Annotated in this window: 10 protein-coding genes; 5 read left to right on the forward strand and 5 right to left on the reverse strand. The window is 57.8% G+C overall.

All coding sequences use genetic code 11. The features are described from left to right. Window positions 1-10: 10 nt before the first annotated feature. The 3 genes from CA51_RS17815 to CA51_RS17825 are packed head-to-tail and all read right to left on the reverse strand — an operon-like array spanning window position 11 to window position 4256. A complete protein-coding gene (locus tag CA51_RS17815) occupies window positions 11-2245 on the reverse strand; it encodes a bifunctional 2-methylcitrate dehydratase/aconitate hydratase (protein ID WP_145122576.1) in 2235 nt (744 codons plus the stop codon). Between the two features lie 9 nt (window positions 2246-2254). Beyond that, complete coding sequence (locus tag CA51_RS17820; RefSeq protein WP_145122577.1) at window positions 2255-2647, reverse strand: cobalamin B12-binding domain-containing protein; 393 nt, start codon at window positions 2645-2647, stop codon at window positions 2255-2257. A gap of 1 nt (window position 2648) precedes the next feature. After that, window positions 2649-4256, reverse strand: a complete 1608-nt coding sequence (locus CA51_RS17825; protein WP_145122578.1) for an acyl-CoA mutase large subunit family protein — start codon at window positions 4254-4256, stop codon at window positions 2649-2651. 227 nt (window positions 4257-4483) lie between these two features. On the opposite strand from CA51_RS17825, the gene prpB reads away from it, so the two are divergent. The 4 genes from prpB to CA51_RS17845 all read left to right on the forward strand — a co-directional run bounded on the left by prpB (window position 4484) and on the right by CA51_RS17845 (window position 14294). Beyond that, window positions 4484-5347, forward strand: coding sequence for a methylisocitrate lyase (gene prpB, locus CA51_RS17830; protein WP_145122579.1), 864 nt, complete (start codon window positions 4484-4486; stop codon window positions 5345-5347). Window positions 5348-5383: 36 nt separating this feature from the next. Continuing rightward, window positions 5384-6505 carry a citrate/2-methylcitrate synthase gene (locus CA51_RS17835; RefSeq protein WP_145122580.1) on the forward strand — a complete coding sequence of 374 codons (1122 nt, stop codon included), beginning with the start codon at window positions 5384-5386 and terminating at the stop codon, window positions 6503-6505. A gap of 333 nt (window positions 6506-6838) precedes the next feature. Then, window positions 6839-12184 (forward strand): beta strand repeat-containing protein, encoded by a 5346-nt coding sequence (locus CA51_RS17840; protein ID WP_197451273.1) that lies wholly within the window; start codon window positions 6839-6841, stop codon window positions 12182-12184. Between the two features lie 352 nt (window positions 12185-12536). Beyond that, window positions 12537-14294 (forward strand): ShlB/FhaC/HecB family hemolysin secretion/activation protein, encoded by a 1758-nt coding sequence (locus CA51_RS17845; RefSeq protein WP_145122582.1) that lies wholly within the window; start codon window positions 12537-12539, stop codon window positions 14292-14294. A gap of 219 nt (window positions 14295-14513) precedes the next feature. Here CA51_RS17845 and CA51_RS17850 read toward each other — a convergent pair whose 3' ends face one another. Together CA51_RS17850 and CA51_RS17855 are read right to left on the reverse strand one after the other, a co-directional pair. Continuing rightward, on the reverse strand, window positions 14514-15488 hold the full coding sequence (locus CA51_RS17850; RefSeq protein ID WP_145122583.1) for a hypothetical protein: 975 nt from the start codon (window positions 15486-15488) through the stop codon (window positions 14514-14516). Between the two features lie 440 nt (window positions 15489-15928). Continuing rightward, window positions 15929-16777, reverse strand: coding sequence for a hypothetical protein (locus CA51_RS17855; RefSeq protein ID WP_145122584.1), 849 nt, complete (start codon window positions 16775-16777; stop codon window positions 15929-15931). A 426-nt stretch (window positions 16778-17203) separates the two neighbouring features. Here CA51_RS17855 and CA51_RS17860 point away from each other — a divergent pair, with 426 nt between their 5' ends. Continuing rightward, window positions 17204-19345, forward strand: coding sequence for a M3 family metallopeptidase (locus CA51_RS17860; RefSeq protein WP_145122585.1), 2142 nt, complete (start codon window positions 17204-17206; stop codon window positions 19343-19345). Window positions 19346-19808 lie beyond the last annotated feature (463 nt).

Raw genomic sequence — 19808 nt, forward strand, 5'->3', positions numbered from 1 at the left:
CCGAGGTCTCTCACGAGGTTTCCACAAAACGATCGATGAATCGATCGATCGACATTGCATCCAATCCGTCATCGTCAAAACAGCGCTGCAATAACTCAACTCGCTGGGGACTGAAGCGCGTTGCCACGTTGCTTATAAACTTTTCCCGCAGCAGTGGTTTCGCTTCGTCGCGTCGACGCCGATGCCCTAGCGGGTATTCGATGGCAATCCGCTGGCTGGCCGAACCATCGTCATAAAACAACTGGACCGCATTGGCGATCGAACGCTTGTCGGGATTCAGATAGTCGCGCGAGTACTGCCGATCTTCGACGACTTCCATCAACGATCGCAGCCGATCGATCCGCGGATCGGAGGCGGCTTCGGCGCCGTAGTCCTCCGCCGTTAGGCGTCCTTTCAGCAGCGCGACCGCCACGATGTACTGCAAACAATGATCGCGATCGGCCGGATTGTGCAGCGGCCCCGTCTTGTCGATGATCCGGATCGCCGACTCCTGCGTCTCGATCCGAATCCGTTGAATGGAATCCGCCCGCGATCCAAGTTGTCGCGACAATGCGATTGCCGCTTCGGCAGCCGTCTGCGCATGGAACTCCGCCGGAAACGCGACTTTAAGCAACACGTTCTCGATCACGTAACATCCCAGCGGTCGCGGCAATGCGATCGATTGTCCGCCGAACAAGACGTCTTCAAATCCCCACTGCGGCGCCGACAATGCGCTGGCATAACCGCTCTCGCCGGCGACGCTCAAGAGGGCTAACTGTACGCCACGCCGCGTCGCATCCCCAGCCGCCCAACTCTTTCGCGAACCGGTATTCGGCGTGTGGCGGTAGCATCGCAGGGCGCCGCCGTCGACCCAAGCGTTGCTGACCGCATCGATCACCTGTTGCCGCGTGCCTCCCAACAGATGAGTCGCCACGGCGGCGGTCGCAATCCGGACCAACAGCACATGATCCAAGCCGACTCGATTGAAGGAGTTTTCCAGCGCCAAGATCCCCTGGATTTCATACGCCTTGATCGCAGCGGCCAAGACGTCGCGGACCGTCAGCGGATTGCCGTGACGCGTTCGATAGTCCGCGACCGCCAAGATGCCGCCAAAATTGTCGGACGGATGGCCCCATTCCGCCGCCAGCCAAGTGTCGTTGAAGTCGAGCCAACGGATCATACATCCGATGTTCCAAGCCGCCGCGACAGGATCCAAACGATAAGCCGTCCCCGGCACTCGCGCTCCGTTTTCCAATGTTGCTCCGGGAACAACGGGCCCCAACAACCGGGTGCACTGCGGATGGTTGAGTGCTAACAAACCGCAACCGAGGCTATCGAACAGGCACAGCCTGGCAGTGGCCCAGGCTTCGTCGCTGAAGTCCGCCGGGGCGCAGACATAATCGGCGATCTGTTGCAACAACGGATCGGTCTGACTTGCATCGCCCGCAGCGAGCGCACGCGGTTTCGCAGCGGGTGCGTACATTGATCGAACGTCGCGGCGCGATCGCAACGCGGTGTCGATCGCTGCGCAAAGCGTTTCGATCCCTGTGCGATCCGCGACCGACGTCTGCACGATCGCTACCGATTGTGATTCGGCGCTCGTCAATTGATGTCGCAGTTCGGCGACTGTCGCATCGGATCCAGGCAGGTCCGATTTATTGACGACCACTACGTCGGCGACTTCCAAGAGGCCGGCTTTCTCCCATTGCAAATCGTCACCGGTCTGCGGTTGCAGCGTCAGGACGACGACGTCGACCAGATCGCGGATCGCAACATCCCCTTGCCCGACGCCAACGGTCTCCACGAAGATCCGATCGAACCCGAAGGCCTTCATGATTCGCAGTGATAGCGCTACCGACGAGGCCACGCCTTGCTGCCCCGACATCGTGGACAGACTGCGAACGAACAACCGCTCGGTCGCCGATCCGGTCGCTATCCGGCAACGGTCTCCCAACACCGCCCCGCCGCTGATCGGACTCTCCGGATCACAAGCTAACACACCGACCGTGGCTCCACGATCGACATAATCGCTGACCAACAATCCCAACAGACTGCTCTTGCCCACACCGCCGCTGCCGGTCAACGCGATCACCTCCGCATCGCGCGGCGACGCGCTCGCATCCTGCCCGCGTATCGCCGCCGCAATGGTCGATCGATGCTCCTGTTTACAGGCCAAAGACAACAACCTCGCCAGTGCCACTCGATTGCCGCGGCCCAATCGTTGGGCAAGCGATGGAATCTGGTTACGAGAGCTATCGTGCGGCATGGGAGAATCTCAGCTGTTGCAAAACTCGACGATCGAAGGAAGAGGCGTCCCGGGGCCGAAACAGCCACGAACTCCGAGTTCGATCAGTTTCGCCTGGTCGGCTGGCGGAATGATCCCGCCGACGATCACGCCGATTTGGGAGAGCTCACGCTGGCGAAGCGATTCCAAAAGCGCGGGAACCAGAGTCATATGAGCACCATTGAGAATACTGACGCCCAGCCAGTCGACATCTTCGTCAGCCGCGGCTTGGACGACGGCATCGATCGATTGCCACAGGCCGCTGTAGATGACGTGGAACCCCGCGTCGCGCAAGCCTCGGGCGACGACCTTGATCCCGCGGTCGTGACCGTCGAGGCCAACTTTGGCTAACAAAATTCGTTGAGCAAGTGGAGGTTGGTTCATATCACCATGCCGCCGAAGGTCGGAAGCGGCCATAGACATCGGCCAAGGCGTCGACACATTCCTGCACCGTCGCCCGGTCGTCGGCCGCTTGCAGCAGACTGGACATCACGTTGTCACGATGTTCGGCAGCGTGCCGCAGCGCGTCGAGCGAACGCGTCACATCGGCACCGCTGCGGTTTTGTTTGACGGCGCGTAGGGTACCGATTTGGCCGGGTTCCGTCGCCGGGTCGATCTCCATCACTGCGATCGGATCGCGATCGGGCTGTTGAAATGCGTTGACGCCAACGACCAGCTTCTCGCTGCGATCAACAGCGGTTTGATATTCGAAAGCGGCATCGGCAATCTGGCGGCGGAAATAGCCATTCTCCACGGCGGCGATCATGCCGCCTTGATCGGCGATCGCCCGAAAGCAAGCGTCGGCGTCCTGCTTCATCTTGTGCGTGAAGCTTTCCACAAAATAGCTGCCACCCAACGGATCGACAGTATTGGTAACGCCGGTCTCGTGCGCCAGCACCTGCTGAGTTCGCAGTGCCAACGTGACCGCTTGTTCGCTGGGCAAGGCAAACGTTTCGTCCATCGAATTGGTATGCAACGACTGACAGCCGCCAAGCACTGCGGCCATCGCTTGATAGGCGACTCGCACAACATTCACTTCCGGCTGCGCCGCTTGCAGCGAACAACCAGCCGTCTGCGCATGGAACCGCAGCTTCCACGAAGCTTCCGATTTCGCACCATAATCATCGCGGATCATCTCTGCCCACAACGCTCGCGCCGCCCGATACTTGGCGACCTCTTCAAACAGATCGTTGTGCGCGTTGAAGAAGAAGCTGAGCCGCGGCGCGAACGCGTCGATACTGAGTCCCCGTTCGAGACACTTTTGCACATAATGCTGTCCATCGGCCAGCGTAAACGCCAGCTCCTGCTGCGCCGTCGAACCGGCTTCACGGATGTGGTATCCGCTGATCGATACCGGATTCCACTGCGGGACATAGCGGGTGCAAAACGCGATCAAATCGACCACCAACCGAACCGAAGGCTCCGGCGGAAAGACAAATTCGTTCTGCGCATGGAACTCTTTTAAGATGTCGTTCTGAATCGTCCCTCTCAGCTGACGCCAATCGCAGCCGCGCTGCCGAGCTGCTGCCAGATAGAAGGCCATCACTACGATCGCCGGAGCGTTGATCGTCATCGAGACGGAAACCTTCTGCAGATCGACGCCATCGAAAAGTGCCAAGATATCGTCGATGGTGTCGACGGCGACGCCCAAGCGGCCGACTTCGCCAACCGATCGCGGGTCGTCGCTGTCCAATCCCATCAACGTCGGCAGATCAAAGGCGGTGCTGAGGCCCGTCTGCCCCTGATCCAAGAGAAAGCGGAAGCGGCGATTTGTATCGCGAGGTCGCCCAAAGCCGGCGAACTGGCGGATCGTCCACAACCGTCCGCAATACATCGATTCGTGGATGCCACGGGTGTAGGGGAACTGTCCAGGCCGACCAATCTCCGCCTGCGCCGAAAAGTCCGCCAGGTCGGCGGGACCGTACAACGGCTTTATCGGAACGCCGCTGAGCGATGTTCGGAAAGCGGGTGATTCGGCGGCAACGAAATTCATCGCGACACTCCCTCGAGATGGGTACAATGCATTATATGCACCATCGGCCGCAACAAATCAAAACTGGCGTCGCCGCAATCCGCACCCGCCGTGAAGTTTCGCCACCAATGGCGGCAGGGTTTAGGTAATTTCGGCAACGCCCAACGGAATGCTAATCCGGGGCCAGTCGAATCGGACACTCTGTTGCGAATCGATCGTTGGGCATTTTTCGTTTCTCAGAAACAACCATGTCGCCTTCGCAACCTGTCACCGCCGGGGAACGTTTGTGGTCCGCCGTCGACCATGAGCGACCGTTGCAGATCGCTGGAGCTGTCAACGCGATCTCGGCAATGTTAGCCGAGCAAGCCGGTTTTCGAGCGATCTATTTGTCGGGGTCCGGTGTCGCCAGCGCGTCGCACGGGCTGCCCGATTTGGGCGTGACGACTTTGCACGATGTATTAGAGGATGCACGGCGCATCGCTTCGGCGACTGAATTGCCGCTGTTGGTCGATGCCGATACGGGCTGGGGCGATTCACGGATGATCGGCCGCGCGACACGTGAACTGATCCGCTCTGGTGCAGCCGGGCTGCACTTGGAAGATCAGATCGCGGAGAAACGCTGCGGCCATCGCCCCGGTAAACGACTGGTCTCGACAATCGAGATGCAGGATCGTTTGAAAGCCGCCTTGGACAGCCGAACCAATGACAGGTTCGCGATCATGGCTCGGACCGATGCCGTGGACGTCGAAGGGATCGATGCGGCGATCGATCGGGCGGCGCGATACGTCGAGACCGGGGCGGAGATGATCTTTGCCGAAGCGGTTGCGTTGCTGGACGATTACAAACGCTTCACCGCCGCGGTCGAAGTGCCTGTGTTGGCGAACATCACCGAATTCGGGAAGACGCCGATGTTCACGGTCGACGAATTGCGGTCGGCCGGAGTGCGGTTGATCTTATATCCGTTGACAGCGTTCCGCTGCATGAATGCCGCCGCTCGGAACGCCTACGAAACACTACGCCGCGACGGAACGCAGGCAGAATTGATTGCCGCGATGCAAACTCGCGAGGAATTGTACGACGTGTTGGATTATCACGCCCAAGAACCGGATTAAGGATAACGCACCGCAAATCAACCGCAGAGGACTGTCATGATTCTCACGAATTCAACGGGTTTGGCCGGCGTAGTCGCTGGCGAGACGGCGATCAGCACCGTGGGCAAGCAAGGCGTCGGTCTAACCTACCGCGGTTACACCATCGAAGACTTGGCGGAGCATTCGACGTTTGAAGAGGTGGCGTGGCTGCTGCTGCACGGCGAGCTGCCAACTCCCGCCCAGCGCGATCAATTCCTCGCCGACCGGATCGCCCAGCAACGGCTATCGGACGAGATGCTCACCTTTCTGGAGCAACTGCCCGAGACGTCGCATCCGATGGACGTGTTGCGCAGCGGGACGTCGCTGCTGGGATGTTGGGAGCCCGATCATTCGGTCGACCAACAGCAACGGATCGCCGCGCGGCTGCTGGCTGTCTACCCATCGATGATCTGTTATTGGTACCGGTTCGCAAACGATCGGTTCCGGATCGAAATCGAATCCGAACAGACGACCTTGGCGGGACACTTCCTGCAGCTGTTGCACAGCGGTGCGCCGTCGGAAGTCGATCGCCGGGCGTTGGATGTCGCATTGATCCTGTACGCCGAACATGAATTCAACGCGTCGACCTTCGCCGCGCGGGTGACCGCTTCGACCGGATCGGATCTCTATTCGGCGGTCTGCACCGGAATCGGAACGCTGCGAGGGCCGCTGCACGGCGGTGCCAACGAAGCGTCGATGCGGTTGATCTCCAGCTTCACCGAGCCCGACGAGGCGGAACAGGGCGTTCTACGCAAGCTCGCCCGGCGCGAGAAGATCATGGGATTTGGACACCGCGTTTACAAGTCGACCGATCCGAGGTCGGAGATCATGAAACGCTGGGCACTGACGCTGTGCAAACAGACACGTCAGTTGAAAACCTATGCGGTTGCCGAGCGGATCGAAACGGTGATGCAACGTGAGAAGGGGCTGTTCCCCAACCTCGACTTCTACAGCGCCGTGGCATTCCATTGTTTGGGAATCCCCACCGCGCTGTTTACGCCCTTGTTCGTGATGGCTCGAACCGCGGGCTGGTGCGCTCATATCTTTGAACAACGGGCCAACAACCGCTTGATCCGACCGACCGCAAACTACATCGGCCCCAGCCAACGGCCGCTGGTGCGGCCCGTCCAGAGAATGTGAGCGGATCTGACTCACTGTGCTTGCGTCCCTCTCCGGCGCCCATCCTACCAATTGTTGCAAGCGTCACAGGTTGCCTGTCGGCGCTAGAATCCCCGACAATTACGCCTGCCCCACACGCCAAGCTTGCCTAGAGGTGCAACGTTTCACATGTTCACCATTAGAAACTGGCGCATCGAGTAGCGACGCAGCCAAACCACAAAACAATCATGCACTTAACGGGGCAAAGCAATGGGGCGTTATTTCGGACTGAGCCGTCTTCGTCGATTCAAAACCAATCGCAAGCAATCCGCGAAAACAAATAGCCGCCGAAAACGGCGTCTACTATTACTTTCGTTGTTGTTTGGTTCTCTGTCGGGAGGCTCGATCTACGGCCAAATGCCCGAGGGAGGCAACATCACCGCAGGTGTCGGCACCATCGCGACCGAAGGTTTGACGACCAATATCACCACGGCTACCGATCGCGCCATCATCGACTGGAATAATTTCTCGGTCGGTCAGGGATCGACTGTCAATTTCAACCAGCCCGGCGTCGACTCGGCCGTCCTCAATCGCGTGCTCAGCAGCGGAACGCCGTCGTTGATCAACGGAGCGATCAACTCCAACGGCAACGTCTTTCTGGTCAACCCCAGCGGAATCGTTGTCGGTTCGACGGGTGTTATCAACACCAACGGCTTTGTTGGTTCGACGTTGGACATCTCCAACTCCAAATTCATGGAAGGTGAGGACCTGCAGTTCTCTGGCGATTCGACGGCGGCGATCATCAACCAAGGGACGATCGCGACGGGGTCTGGCGGCGCTCACCTGCTTGCCCACGAGATCCACAACTCGGGGACGATCACGTCCAATGGCGGATCGATCAATTTGGCGACCGGCGGCACGATTCAGCTGCCCAACGGCAACAGCTACATCCAAGCCGACATCCAATCGATCGCCAACGGGATCAGCGAAACGGCTTCGCTGATCAAGAACAGCGGCACGGTACGCGTGACCGGCGCGTTGCGTGTTGGTGGCGAGGTCTATTTGGTTAATCCCAACGGTAACGTCGTCAATGAAGGTACGATTGCCGCTCAGTTGACTCAATCCGATTCGCAACTGGCGGGCGGCAGCGTACGGATCGACGCGTCGGGCGGAAGTGCCGAGATCGGTGGCACGATCGACGTATCGGGGACCGAGGGCGGATTTGTCGCTGTGTCGGGTGATTCAGTTCACTTGGACGATGCCATGATCGACGCATCGGGAACTCAAGGCGGAGGTGAAGTCTTGGTTGGCGGCGGCCATCGTGGCGGCGACTCACGGATCGCTAACGCTGCCAACACATTCGTCTCTGCCGACACGGTGATCGACGTCAGCGCTACCGAAGCGGGCGATGCGGGAACCGCAATCGTCTGGTCGGACGTCGCGACGGAGTTCTGGGGAACGATCGTTGGTCGCGCCAACGGCGCCACGGGCAACGGCGGATTTGCAGAGGTTTCGGGAAGCGAATTGATATTCCGCGGCTTGGCGGACCTGTCCGCAGCAGCGGGCGAGTTTGGAACTCTGTTGTTAGACCCCGCGATCTTCACTGTCGATGGTGCCTCCGCACCCGCGCTGCGGCGGCAATGGGGGCTGAGCAATCTGATCATCGAAGCAAGCACTCGAATCGATGTCGTTGCGGATTTGTTTCCAACCGATTTGAGCGATGTTCCGCTTACGACAGGAACACCAACCTCGTTGACGATGCGCGACGAATTGGGAGGCGTTAACTCCATCGATATCGTTGTCGCGGCCGATATCACAGAAACGCGGACAGGTGATGACGCTGCGGTTACCTCGTCATTCCTCGCCAATAGCGGAACGTTTGCGATCGAGCCAGGCGGGTCGGTGTCGATGAAAGGCAAAACGGTCATCACCGCTGCCAACATCGACTTGGATGGAACGCTCTCGTCGGCACGCGGCTTGACCTTCAACGCATTCGACGACATCACGAAGACATACACTGAAAATGTCGGGATGGGAGATGGAGCAACTGGCACGTTCAGCCTGTCCGATTCCGATCTCGGAAACATTCGCAGCCGATTGACGATCCTAGGGGGCGATTTTGACCTCGACTTTGACGGGGCGGCTGGCTTCCAACAGCGGCTGGAGATCCAAGGAGAGGCATTAAACATCGACAGCTATTCTGGCAGCGGTCTGAAACTGACAGGAACAAGTCTCGATGTTAACGGTCCGATCACTGGCAGCACCGCCACCGGTTCGACATCAACATCAGTTGCCGACACGTTCGAGTACATTGGCCCGACGTTCCAAACGATCGGTCTGGGGTCGGGAGCTGGCGCGGTGACGCTGGACGCGGCGGATCTCGCGGGGATTACTGGTTTCAGCCAGTTCATCATCGGAAACACTCACACCGCGTCATCGGCCTTATCGGCGGTCGGTGCCGACCTGAGTGCGTTTGCCAATGTGGTCCTGAGAGGATCTCAAATCAGTTTCGACAACGTCTCGATTAAAGAAAATCTAGCTCTCCAGACGCAGAACCTGGTAATCACAAATCCCGTCACCAAAACTAACAACACGGGATCGCTGGAGATTACTCCGTTGAACACATCGATCTCGATTGGGATCGGCGATGGCACCAGCGGCGGCTTTCAGATCCGCACGGAGGAACTGGACTATCTGGGGCGATACGACGATCTTTCGGTTTCAACCAGCTTCGGCGATCTAGATATCAACGTTGATTTTCAGACGGCGTCACAGTATCCCAATTCGCTTTCGTTTTCGACGACCAGCGGAACAATCTACGTCGACAACTTGAAGACCGCATCGGATCACATCCGGCTCTCGTCGTCTGATTTGGTCATCGCCACCGATGCCGACGCGCTGCACCAGACCTTCAACAACGCGGGGGGCGGAACGCTGGAACTTGTCAAACCGACTGGCGGGTTCGGGGCGACGATGAAGATTGGTGCCGGCGCTTCTGGCAACTGGACCTTGACCAACGCGGAAATCGATGAGATCACCGGATTCACTGACATCGACTTCCACAACCAAGTCGCCGGCGGAACGATCTCGCTGCAAGACGCCGATCTGACGGGGATCACCGCGGTCGATGGCGCGACAACCTTCACAGCGGACAACTTTATCGTTTCCGGCACCGAAGGTCTCAAAATCGATGGATCGTTGGAGCTCAACATCGCTTCATCGTTTGGTGGCACAGGTCCTATCGAGACGCTATCGGCGCAGCCTCAGACCCTCGACATCAACGTCTCTTCATCCTTAGGCATCGGCAACGGTACCGCGGGAAGCGTCAACATCAATCAATCCGAACTGGATCGATTCATCGGATTTGACAAATTCGATTTCTCGGGTCAAGCGACTCACGTCAATGCAACCTTCGACAAAGACGTGTCGATCGATTCGGGAGCATTCAACACGACGATCACTCAGTTGACTCACACAGTATCTGGAAAGTCGACCGACATCACGGCAAACAACATCGTGGGTGGAACGATCACAAGCGATGGTGATGTAAATCTATCGGCGACCCAAGATATCGATGGAGCGCCGCGGTTGACGCTGAACCGCGGTGACATCGGCGGTTCCAATGCCGATGGCGACGTCAATTTTGAATCGGCCAACGGTGACATTGCAGTCGCCATCATCAATCCGAACGACGGTCTTGTCACGGGAGTTGCTCACGACGGGAGCATGGACATTCTCACCTCGGGAACCACTCGCTTTGGTACGCTGACGATTACCGACGATGACAATCCATTCAGCGGTCCTTCGACTTATGAAACGCTGAAGGTCCAGTCGTCTGCTGGCGATTTGATCTTCACCGACTCGGTTTATGCCGACGGCAAACTGGAAATCACAGCGGCGGGAAAACTCCAAACAACCGAAGACGGCATTCTGGAGACCGAATACGCACACCACGATGAGAATTCGAATATCAAGTTGGTCTTGTCGGCGGGAGATGGCATCGAGCACATCAACGGCCTGATGGAATCGAGCGGGCTGCGTGTCGCGGGCACGCAATATGTCGAAGCTTCGACCAGCAACCCCGACGCAGATATCTGGATCGACGCAACCGCGGGTGGCGGCACCCTCCGACTAGGCGACTTTAGTTCGAGCGGTGATATCGCTGTCGACGCCGACAATCTGATCGTTCTCGATTCGATGTCGACAACCGGCAACGACAACATCACGCTCCGCAGCTTGAACGACATGACGGTGAATGCCGATGTGAAAGCCAACGGCACCGGAGACGTCAATTTGGTCGCCGGTTGGGACGGAACGACTCAGAAACTGACGCCCTTCGACACGGAGACTTTCAAAGACGAAGCCTACGGCACGACGCTCTTCGGCACGGGAACGGGGGTTGTCCAGATCGGCGATGGAACTCAAGCCGCAAACGTTTCGGTCGGCAGCCGCTTGGGCGAAACCAATGTGTTCGCCAAAGACCTGAACATCACCGCCGATCCAATCAACCATCGCTCGGCACAGCTTGGCTACCGGTTGGACGCCACAACATCGGCAACAGGATCGATCGACACCTACCTGATGGGATCGGCGACGCTGACCGGTGGCACGCATCCACTGGACTATGCGACGATCGGCCATGGCGATTACCTGGGCAACACCGACTTAGGTAAAACAGTCGGGGGCGATATTTATGTTCGCGCTGCCGACCAGATCACGCTGAATGCGGGAACCATCGGTCATCAGATCGATTACTACGGCGTCTATGCTTCGGGCGACACCTACCTCGCTGTGACCGAAGACAGTTTAAGCGTGGGGCAGCCCCGAATCACGATCGGTAACAACAGTAAGTTGATCAGCGACAGCCGGGCGGATGGTGGCGAATTGCGACTGTACGTCCCCAGCGAGGAACGGGTTGTGATCGCCGATAACGCGAACTTGAATGGTGTATACGGATTAACCTTCAACAGCGCCGATCCCTATCCGAAGCAAACCTATGCGGATCTGTTTGAAGGAGACTACATCGGTAGCGCTTCGCAGAACTGGTCGATCTTCGTCGGGATCATCGATATCATCGTCCGGGCACTCGACGGCCAATCGATCTATGGCGACGTCCCTGTTAATCCGGGCATGCAACTGGTCGACGGTAACTTGGTTACCGTCGACCAGTTGTCGTCGATCGGTTTACAAACCACCTTTGCGATCACTCCGACAACCAACGCGGGGACCTACACGCTGTCGGTCGACGACAGCACATTGTCGCCGAAGTACCGTTTGCAGAATTCGTTCAACGGCACGTTTATCGTCGACAAAGCACCGCTGGCAATTCTTAGTGAAAACGTGTTGAAGGACTTCCGCGACACCGCCCACTTCGATTCCACAAGCTGGCGGGCCGACGGCCTCAAGAATGGCGAGACCGTTGGAACCGTCGAGTTTCAAAGCGATGGGGCACACGAAGACGCGTTGTCCGGCCCCTATCTGTTGAATGTCTCCGACGCTTCGGGCGGAACGTTCAACCCGGCGAACTACGACATCAGCTACCACAGCGGTAACCTGCTCGTCTCGCCAAACAGTGGATATTACAGCCACGATCTGTTTACGCGAGCTCAAGCGATGGCGACTTCGCTGTACCAGTTGTTCGACAAGAGCGAAGCGACGATCGACGTCAACGTTCCGAGTCGCTCGGGAGTTTCGCCGCTGATCGACGCGTCGAATCCGTAACAGGATTGTCATTCAGCGGGGAAGAGTCGGCCGCGCTTCGGCGCGGCCGACTCTACTGGTTGAAAGGGTAACGACGGGGTCGAGCGGTGAAATGCTAGCACGCGATCGAGCCCGCTTCCGCCGTTCCAGCAAGCACAATTCATACAAGAGGACGTTCTCACGCAGCGAAAACATACCAAGCTATCCTTTACGTAGCCCCGGCACACCAATGTAAACGATGTATCCATCGTGCAGGATGTCAACCAGGACGGTGCTCCCTGCAAAGCCCAACGAGGGTTCTCGAGGACGCATTGCATGTTTGCAAATGCAACTTCGCGAAAGCTACACACGATTTCTATAAGGCTGCGAAAGCATGGATGCACGTCATACGACGCTACGTTTTATCGTAGCGGCAACGCTACTATTTTCGATCGGAAAGGTCGGTACGGCGCAGAACTTTGAACGCTACAAACCTCTGTCGCTCGATGCACGGCCGCTGGATGCGAGGCTTCCCGAACCGAAGGATCTGCCGGAGAAAGGGAGCGACGAGGTGCTTGTCGCTTCGCTCGACGCGTTGATCGTTCTGGACGATCCTTCCAAAGTCGACACCCACAACGCCTTTCCCGATGCCACCGGTATCAGCATCGATTTCGAATCGCAACGCTCACTTGTCCACGACAGCGGGATCCGCTCGATTCTCGAATCGCATCTGCACCAACCAATCACTCTGCGAAAATTGAATCAACTGTCTCGGGAGATCATTCTCTTTTACCGTCGCTGCGGGCAACCGATCGTCGACGTTCAGATCCCCGAGCAAAAGATCACCGCCGGAACGGTTCAGATCGTGGTCATCGAAAGCCGGATCGGCAAGATCTGGGTCTCGGGTTCGAGATTCAGCGACGCACAGCGTCTGCGCGACCAGGTTCGATACAACCAAGTCGGTTCGAGGATCCACGAATCGCGACTCGAAGAGGATCTCTACTGGTTGAACCGCAGCCCGTTCCGTCACGTCGATCTCGCATTGGATGCGGGAGAGCAGGATGGCACGACGGATGTTCGCTTTCAAGTCACCGATGTTCTTCCGGTCCGCGCTTATGCAGGGTATGAGGACACCGGTGTGCGGACGCTTGGTCTGGAGCGATTGTATGCGGGTTTGATTCTTGGAAATCCGTTTGGCTACGACGGCACGCTCGGCTACCAGTACACCTCGGACTTAAATTTCTCAGCTCTACACGCCCACGCCGCAAGCTACAACGTCGACTTCAACCGCGACTATTCGCTGTTGACCTACGGCAGTTGGTCCTCGGTAGCACCTTCGTTGCCACCACCGTTGGATCAGTCGGGCGAAGGCTGGCAAACCGGAATTTACCTCTCGCGATTCTTCCAGCGGACATCGATGCGAGAGCAAGCCTTTTCGATCGGCCTCGACTTCAAAAGCACAAACAACAACCTGGAGTTCGGCGGAACCAACGTACAAAACAGCCTCGCCGATCTGGTCCAAATCAACGTCGGTTACGATCGTTTGTTGCGAGCTCGAAACGACAACTACTTAATCGTCAATCACGATCTCTACATCGGTCCCGGCAGCGGATTCACATCGCACAGTTCGGCCGTCGATTTCAACACGATTCGCGCCAACACCGATCCTTCTTACGTCTACTATCGCGGACATATCAACGGACGCTACGAATTGCCTCGCAACCTCGAGTTCCGCGGCGGGCTGACCGGCCAAATCTCCAGCGACCGTCTGCTGTTCAGCGAAACGCTTGGACTGGGTGGCTACGACACGATTCGCGGCTACGATCAACGCACGCTCAACGGCGACGGAGGCTGGATTGCGAATCTCGAACTCGGATTTCAACCATGGATCAAACGAACTAGCAGAGGCACCAGCGTCCTGCGTAGCTTTGTCTTCGCGGATCTCGGCGAAGCATATACCCGCAGCCCCGTACCGGGTGAGATAGGCGACCAGTTCATCTCCAGTGCCGGTGTTGGAATGCGTTATGCGATCTCCAACCGGGTCAACCTGCGACTCGATTACGGACACGGATTCAACGACGTGCCTGGGACACCGAAACAGGATCGGATCCACTTGGGATTGGTCTCCCTGTTTGGCCCCGTCCCACGTTAACGTCGGGTTGTCGAAAACCGTAGCTCTGCGGTTCAACCGGGGTGGTCATCGCCATCAGCCATGAGAATCGCAGAGCCTTGCAGGGAGTCGAAAATGCATACTGCAAATTCAGTGAAGTACCCGAACAACAGTGCGTGGCAGCAAGAGAAGCGTTGCGTCGTGCCTTACGTGCGTCGCTTCGATCGGCGCGACGCACGTGTTCCGAATCAGCAATCGGATCTAAAAGACAAACTCAAGCGATCCGTTGAAGATATAAGCGCTATCGGTCGCCAAAGTCGTCGGCGAGTTGCTGGGTCGTTGAGGGTGAACGATCTGAGCCATATCGTCGAAGTACTTGAACCCAATCGACGGTCGAACCCACCAACCGGCAATGCAGACATCGGTCCGAACCGCCAGGTCGACAGTGGTCGTCGTTTGTTTCAACCCCGCACTGACTTGCGATTCACTGAACAAGGCCCCCGTCCCGAGGTAAATCCTGCTGGTGCCGTGGTAGTCGGCATCCATTTCGTAGATGCCGTAACGGGCGTCGAAGTAGCAGACTTGGCCAAAGATCGACTGTCGCAGCGTGCCGCGAAACTCACCGCCGAGGTAGTTCGTGTCGAGATCTTCGATGTATTGCCCGCGAGGGCCAATCTCGAGCCGGGCGTCGGTTTGAAAGTCTTGATCGAACGACATCCAACTGAAACCGCAACCGATCGTAATGTCGCCCAAACCGATCCAATCGAGGCTAAAGTGATCGCGCAAACCGACATATTTATGCAGATGAAAAACATCGCTGTCGACATTGACCGCCATCGAGGTAGATGAACCGACAGCGATGGCACCGAGCCCATCGAGGCTAGGGAACCAGTAGTTTTCGCCCGGCACGGCGTCCGAGAATGTCTGACTCGAACCAATCGATCCGGCTCCCGCAATCTGCAAGTCGGATTCGAACATCGTTCGCGTTTCGCCGAAGCGGTAAAAGCCGCCGAGGGTCAACTGGGCTCCAACACCGGTCTGGTCATCGACAAAGACGTCGTTGACTGGCGTGGCAGAGGTTTTAGTAACCGCTTTGTAATCGGGCAGAACAGGAACCCAAGCACCTGTTGAAAGGAACCACTGGGCTTCGGCTTTGGCTTCTCGACTAGTCGAGGCGCTGGCCAATGCGATCGTTAAGGAAAATACCCAACATGTGTAGGAATGCCATCTACGCACAGGTAAGACCTCGCGGGTTGGAGAAACAGATTCGTGTACGTTTCTGTTTCGGGCCATATGCGAGAGCCTGGCTATCAATACCCCCCACAGTCACTGAGAACACGCGACCGATGTCCGCTTGGTTGCTCCAGCCAAACCTGCCCGGCTTGGCAAAGATTTCGGGTCGCATCGATTTTGCAGATTGGCAAACTTTGCAGCTGCGAAGCACATCAACATGAAGTTTTTCGTTTAACCGCGGGCCCCTCTGGACGGGCTGGCGCTAAAAACGCGGGGCGATGCCCACGCGGTTAAACGAAAAAGACGACTTGCTGATTGCTTGGCGACAAATCCACGGGCACGTTCAATGGAGATTGCCATCGGAAAGAAAAGACATCGGCCCGGGATGGGCCACGCGCGTCGAGATACTTTCAACACACGTGAGCCCTTGATTGCGGAGAGTTCTAGAAGGAGAACTCGATCGATCCGTTGAAGATATAGGCGTTGTCGGTCGTCAGCGACGTACCTACCCCACCCGGCGAACGCTCGATCTGAGCCATGTCGTCGAAGTACTTCACCCCGATCATTGGGCGAACCAGCCATCCGCCAACGCAAACGTCGGTTCGCAAGGCGAGTTCCGCCGTTGTCGTCGTCTGCTTCAGGCTCGTGCTGAGCTGCGATCGATCCATCAGCGCACCGACCGCATTATGGTAGGTGCTGGTACCATAGTAGTCGGCGTCCATCTCGTAGATGCCGTAGCGGGCGTCGAGGTAACAGATCTGACCGAAGATCGATTGCCGCAACGTGCCGCGAAATTCACCGCCGAGGTAGTTGGTGTCGAGGTCTTCGAGATATTGTCCGCGACGGCCATCGCCGAATCGGGCATCGGACTGGAAGTCTTGATCGAACAACATCCAGCTGAAACCGCAGCCGATCGTGATGTCACCCAAACCGATCCAATCGAGGCTAAAGCGATCGCGCAAACCGACATATTTGTGCAGATGGAAGATATCGCTGTCCACATTCATCGACAACGTTTCGCCAGCGCCCGTCACCCCCAAGGAACTACCACTGAGGCTGTCGAAACTACCTTCGCTCGCCGCCCCTGGGTCGGTGAACGTTCCGCTCGACCCCATCGATCCGATTCCGGCGATCTGCAGGTCGGATTCAATCATCGTTCGCGTAGGGGCGAAGTGGTAGAATCCGCCAAGGGTCAATTGGGCTCCGGCATCGGTCTGATCGTCGGAGAACAGATCGGTACTCGAGACGCCGTCCAAAATCGAACCGGCTTTATATTCGGGTAGGACGGGCACCCAAGCACCCGCCGAAAGGAAAAACTGTGGCTGCGCACAGGCATCTCGATCGATCAAAGCGCCAGCTAAAGCGATTGCCAATGAGAATGCCATACGCGCGGAGGAGTGCAGTTTACGCACGGGGAGGACCTCCCGGTTTGAGAAACAGAGTTGTGTAAAGAGTTCTTTCGACTCCGTTTCGGTGGCATCGCTAGCATTTTGATTTGGCGGCCGTGGAGATTCCCAAACCGCAGACCGCTTGAACGCTCCAGCCAAACCTGGACGGCTTGGCAAAGCTGACACGTTGGATTGATTCTGCCAGCGGCAATGTCTAGGCTGAGCGGCCGATGCGACTGGAATCTCAAGGATCTTGGTTCTAGGCTTAACCTATGTAATTTGTTCCCAATCCGTTCGCGCCGCGGTCGCGAACTTTGCTGGAGATATCCGATGCGTGGTTTTCCTTTATTTCAACGCCTGCTTTTGATCGCCGCGGTTTGCCCGGCGACGATCCAGAGCGTCAATGCAGTAGACAACGGAGTCGAACAACCGATGAGTGCGATGCTGGAACCATGGACTGGCCCTTTTGGCGGCGTCCCCCCTTGGAACTTGGTCCGCCAAGAAGAGTTTGTCGCCGCTTTCGATCGAGCGATCGACCAGGCGCAACAGGAGATCGATGCGATCGCCAACAATCCCGAACCGCCCACCTTCGAGAACACGATCGTGGCGTTGGAACAGGCGGGGCGCACGTTGGAGCGGCTCGATACTCTGTTCAGCGTTCACTCGTCGAATCTGAATCTCGGTCCGATCCCCGACATCGAACGAGCCGTCTCGCCCAAGCTGGCTGAACATGCCGATAAGATCACGCAAAACGAAAAGTTGTTCGCGCGGATCGAAGCCGTTTTCCAAAGCGATGAGAAATCGAAACTGACGCTCGCCCAACAGCGTCTACTCGACGACCGCTACCGCAACTTCGTTCGCAAGGGAGCCAAGCTGGACTCCGCCGCGAAGAAGAAGCTGTCGCAGATCAACATGCGGCTGGCCAGTCTGTTCACCGACTTCAGCCAAAACGTATTGCACGACGAACAGAGCTACGTCACCTGGATCGATGACGCCGCGCGACTCAAGGGCCTACCCGAATCCGTCGTCGCCGCGATGGCGTCAGCCGCGAAAGAACGAGGCAAGCCGGGGCAATGGGCGGTCACCAACACGCGTTCGTCGATGGATCCCGTCCTCACCTACGCCGACGATCGCCCACTGCGCGAAGAGGTTTGGCGTACCTATTACAACCGTGGCGACAACGGCGACGCACACGACAACAACACGCTGATCGCGGAGATCCTGAAGCTGCGTCGGACGCGAGCGAACATGTTGGGCTATCCAACGCACGCCGACTGGCGGCTGGAAGGAACGATGGCCAAGACGCCCCAAGCGACGATGGATCTGATGATGCAGGTCTGGCCCAAGGCGGTCGCTCGGGTTCAAGAAGAAGTTGCCGACATGCAAAAAATCGCCGACGAAGAAGGGGCGAAGATCAAGATCGAACCTTGGGATTATCGCTATTACGCCGAGAAGGTCCGCAAAGCGAAATACGATCTCGATTTCAACGAAGTCAAACCGTACCTGCAACTGGAGAAGCTGCGGGAAGGGATGATGTGGGCCGCGGGCGAACTGTTTGGCCTGCAGTTCAAAGAGACGACCGATCTGCCCGTCTTCCATCCCGACGTCCGCGTCTGGGAAGTGAACGATGCCGATGGCAACCACGTCGGTCTGTGGTACTTCGATCCGTATGCTCGCGAAGGGAAGCGCAGCGGAGCGTGGATGAGCGCCTATCGTGCTCAAGAGAATATCGATCAACCGATCACGACGATCGTTTCGAACAACTCCAACTTTGTCAAAGGTGCTCCCGGCGAACCGGTCCTGATTTCGTGGGACGATGCGGTCACGCTGTTCCACGAATTTGGACACGCACTGCACGGCTTGTGCAGCAACGTCCAATACCCTTCGCAATCGGGCACCTCCGTCGCCCGCGACTATGTCGAATTCCCCAGCCAATTGTTGGAACACTGGCTCGACACGCCCGAGGTGCTCAGCCGCTACTGTGTCCATCATCAGACCGGCCAACCGATGCCACAGGAACTGGCGGACAAGATCGCCAACGCGGCGACGTTCAACCAAGGCTTTGGAACCGTCGAATATTTGGCCAGTGCGTTGATCGACATGAAGCTGCACACGTCGGATCGCGACGAGATCGATCCCGATGCGTTCGAACGCGAAACGCTGAAGGAGATCGGAATGCCGGACGAACTGCCGATGCGACACCGCACGCCGCACTTCCAGCACATCTTTGCCAGCGACAGTTATTCGGCCGGCTACTACAGCTATCTGTGGAGCGACGCGTTGACTGCGGATGCGGCGGAGGTGTTCGACGAAGCAGGCAGCTACTACGACGAAGCGACAGCCAAACGGTTGTACGATTCGGTGCTGAGCGTTGGCGACACGATCGACCCAGCCGACGGATTCCGCGCCTTCCGCGGACGCGATGTCGACACCAGCGCCCTGCTCCGCAAGCGTGGCTTCCCAACGAAGTAGCAGCGGAGGCAGCAAGCCGCCATGTTCGATCGTCTCGCGGGACGATCTAGCTCGATCGTCTCGTTTAACCGCGTGGGCAACGCCCCGCGCGTTCCCACTGCGGCACAAACGAACAGGCACGCGCCAAACCACCTCGCTACGGAGCGCGGCCCGGTGGGCACGCGGTTAAACGACTGAGCCAACCGACCTCATTGTGCGCTCGCTCCAGCCCCTCTCGTTTAACCGCGTGGGCAACGCCCCGCGCGTTCCCACTGCGGCACAAACGAACAGGCACGCGCCCAACCACCTCGCTACGGAGCGCGGCCCGATGGGCACGCGGTTAAACGACTGAGCCAACCGACCTCCTCGCAAGCTCGCTCCAGCCCCTCTCGTTTAACCGTGCGGGCAACGCCCCGCGCGTTCTCCATGCGGCACAAGCTAACAGGCACGCGCCGAACCACTCCGGTGCGACGCGCGGCCCGAT

It is taken from the genome of Rosistilla oblonga (assembly GCF_007751715.1).
In the GTDB taxonomy this organism is placed as follows: domain Bacteria; phylum Planctomycetota; class Planctomycetia; order Pirellulales; family Pirellulaceae; genus Rosistilla; species Rosistilla oblonga.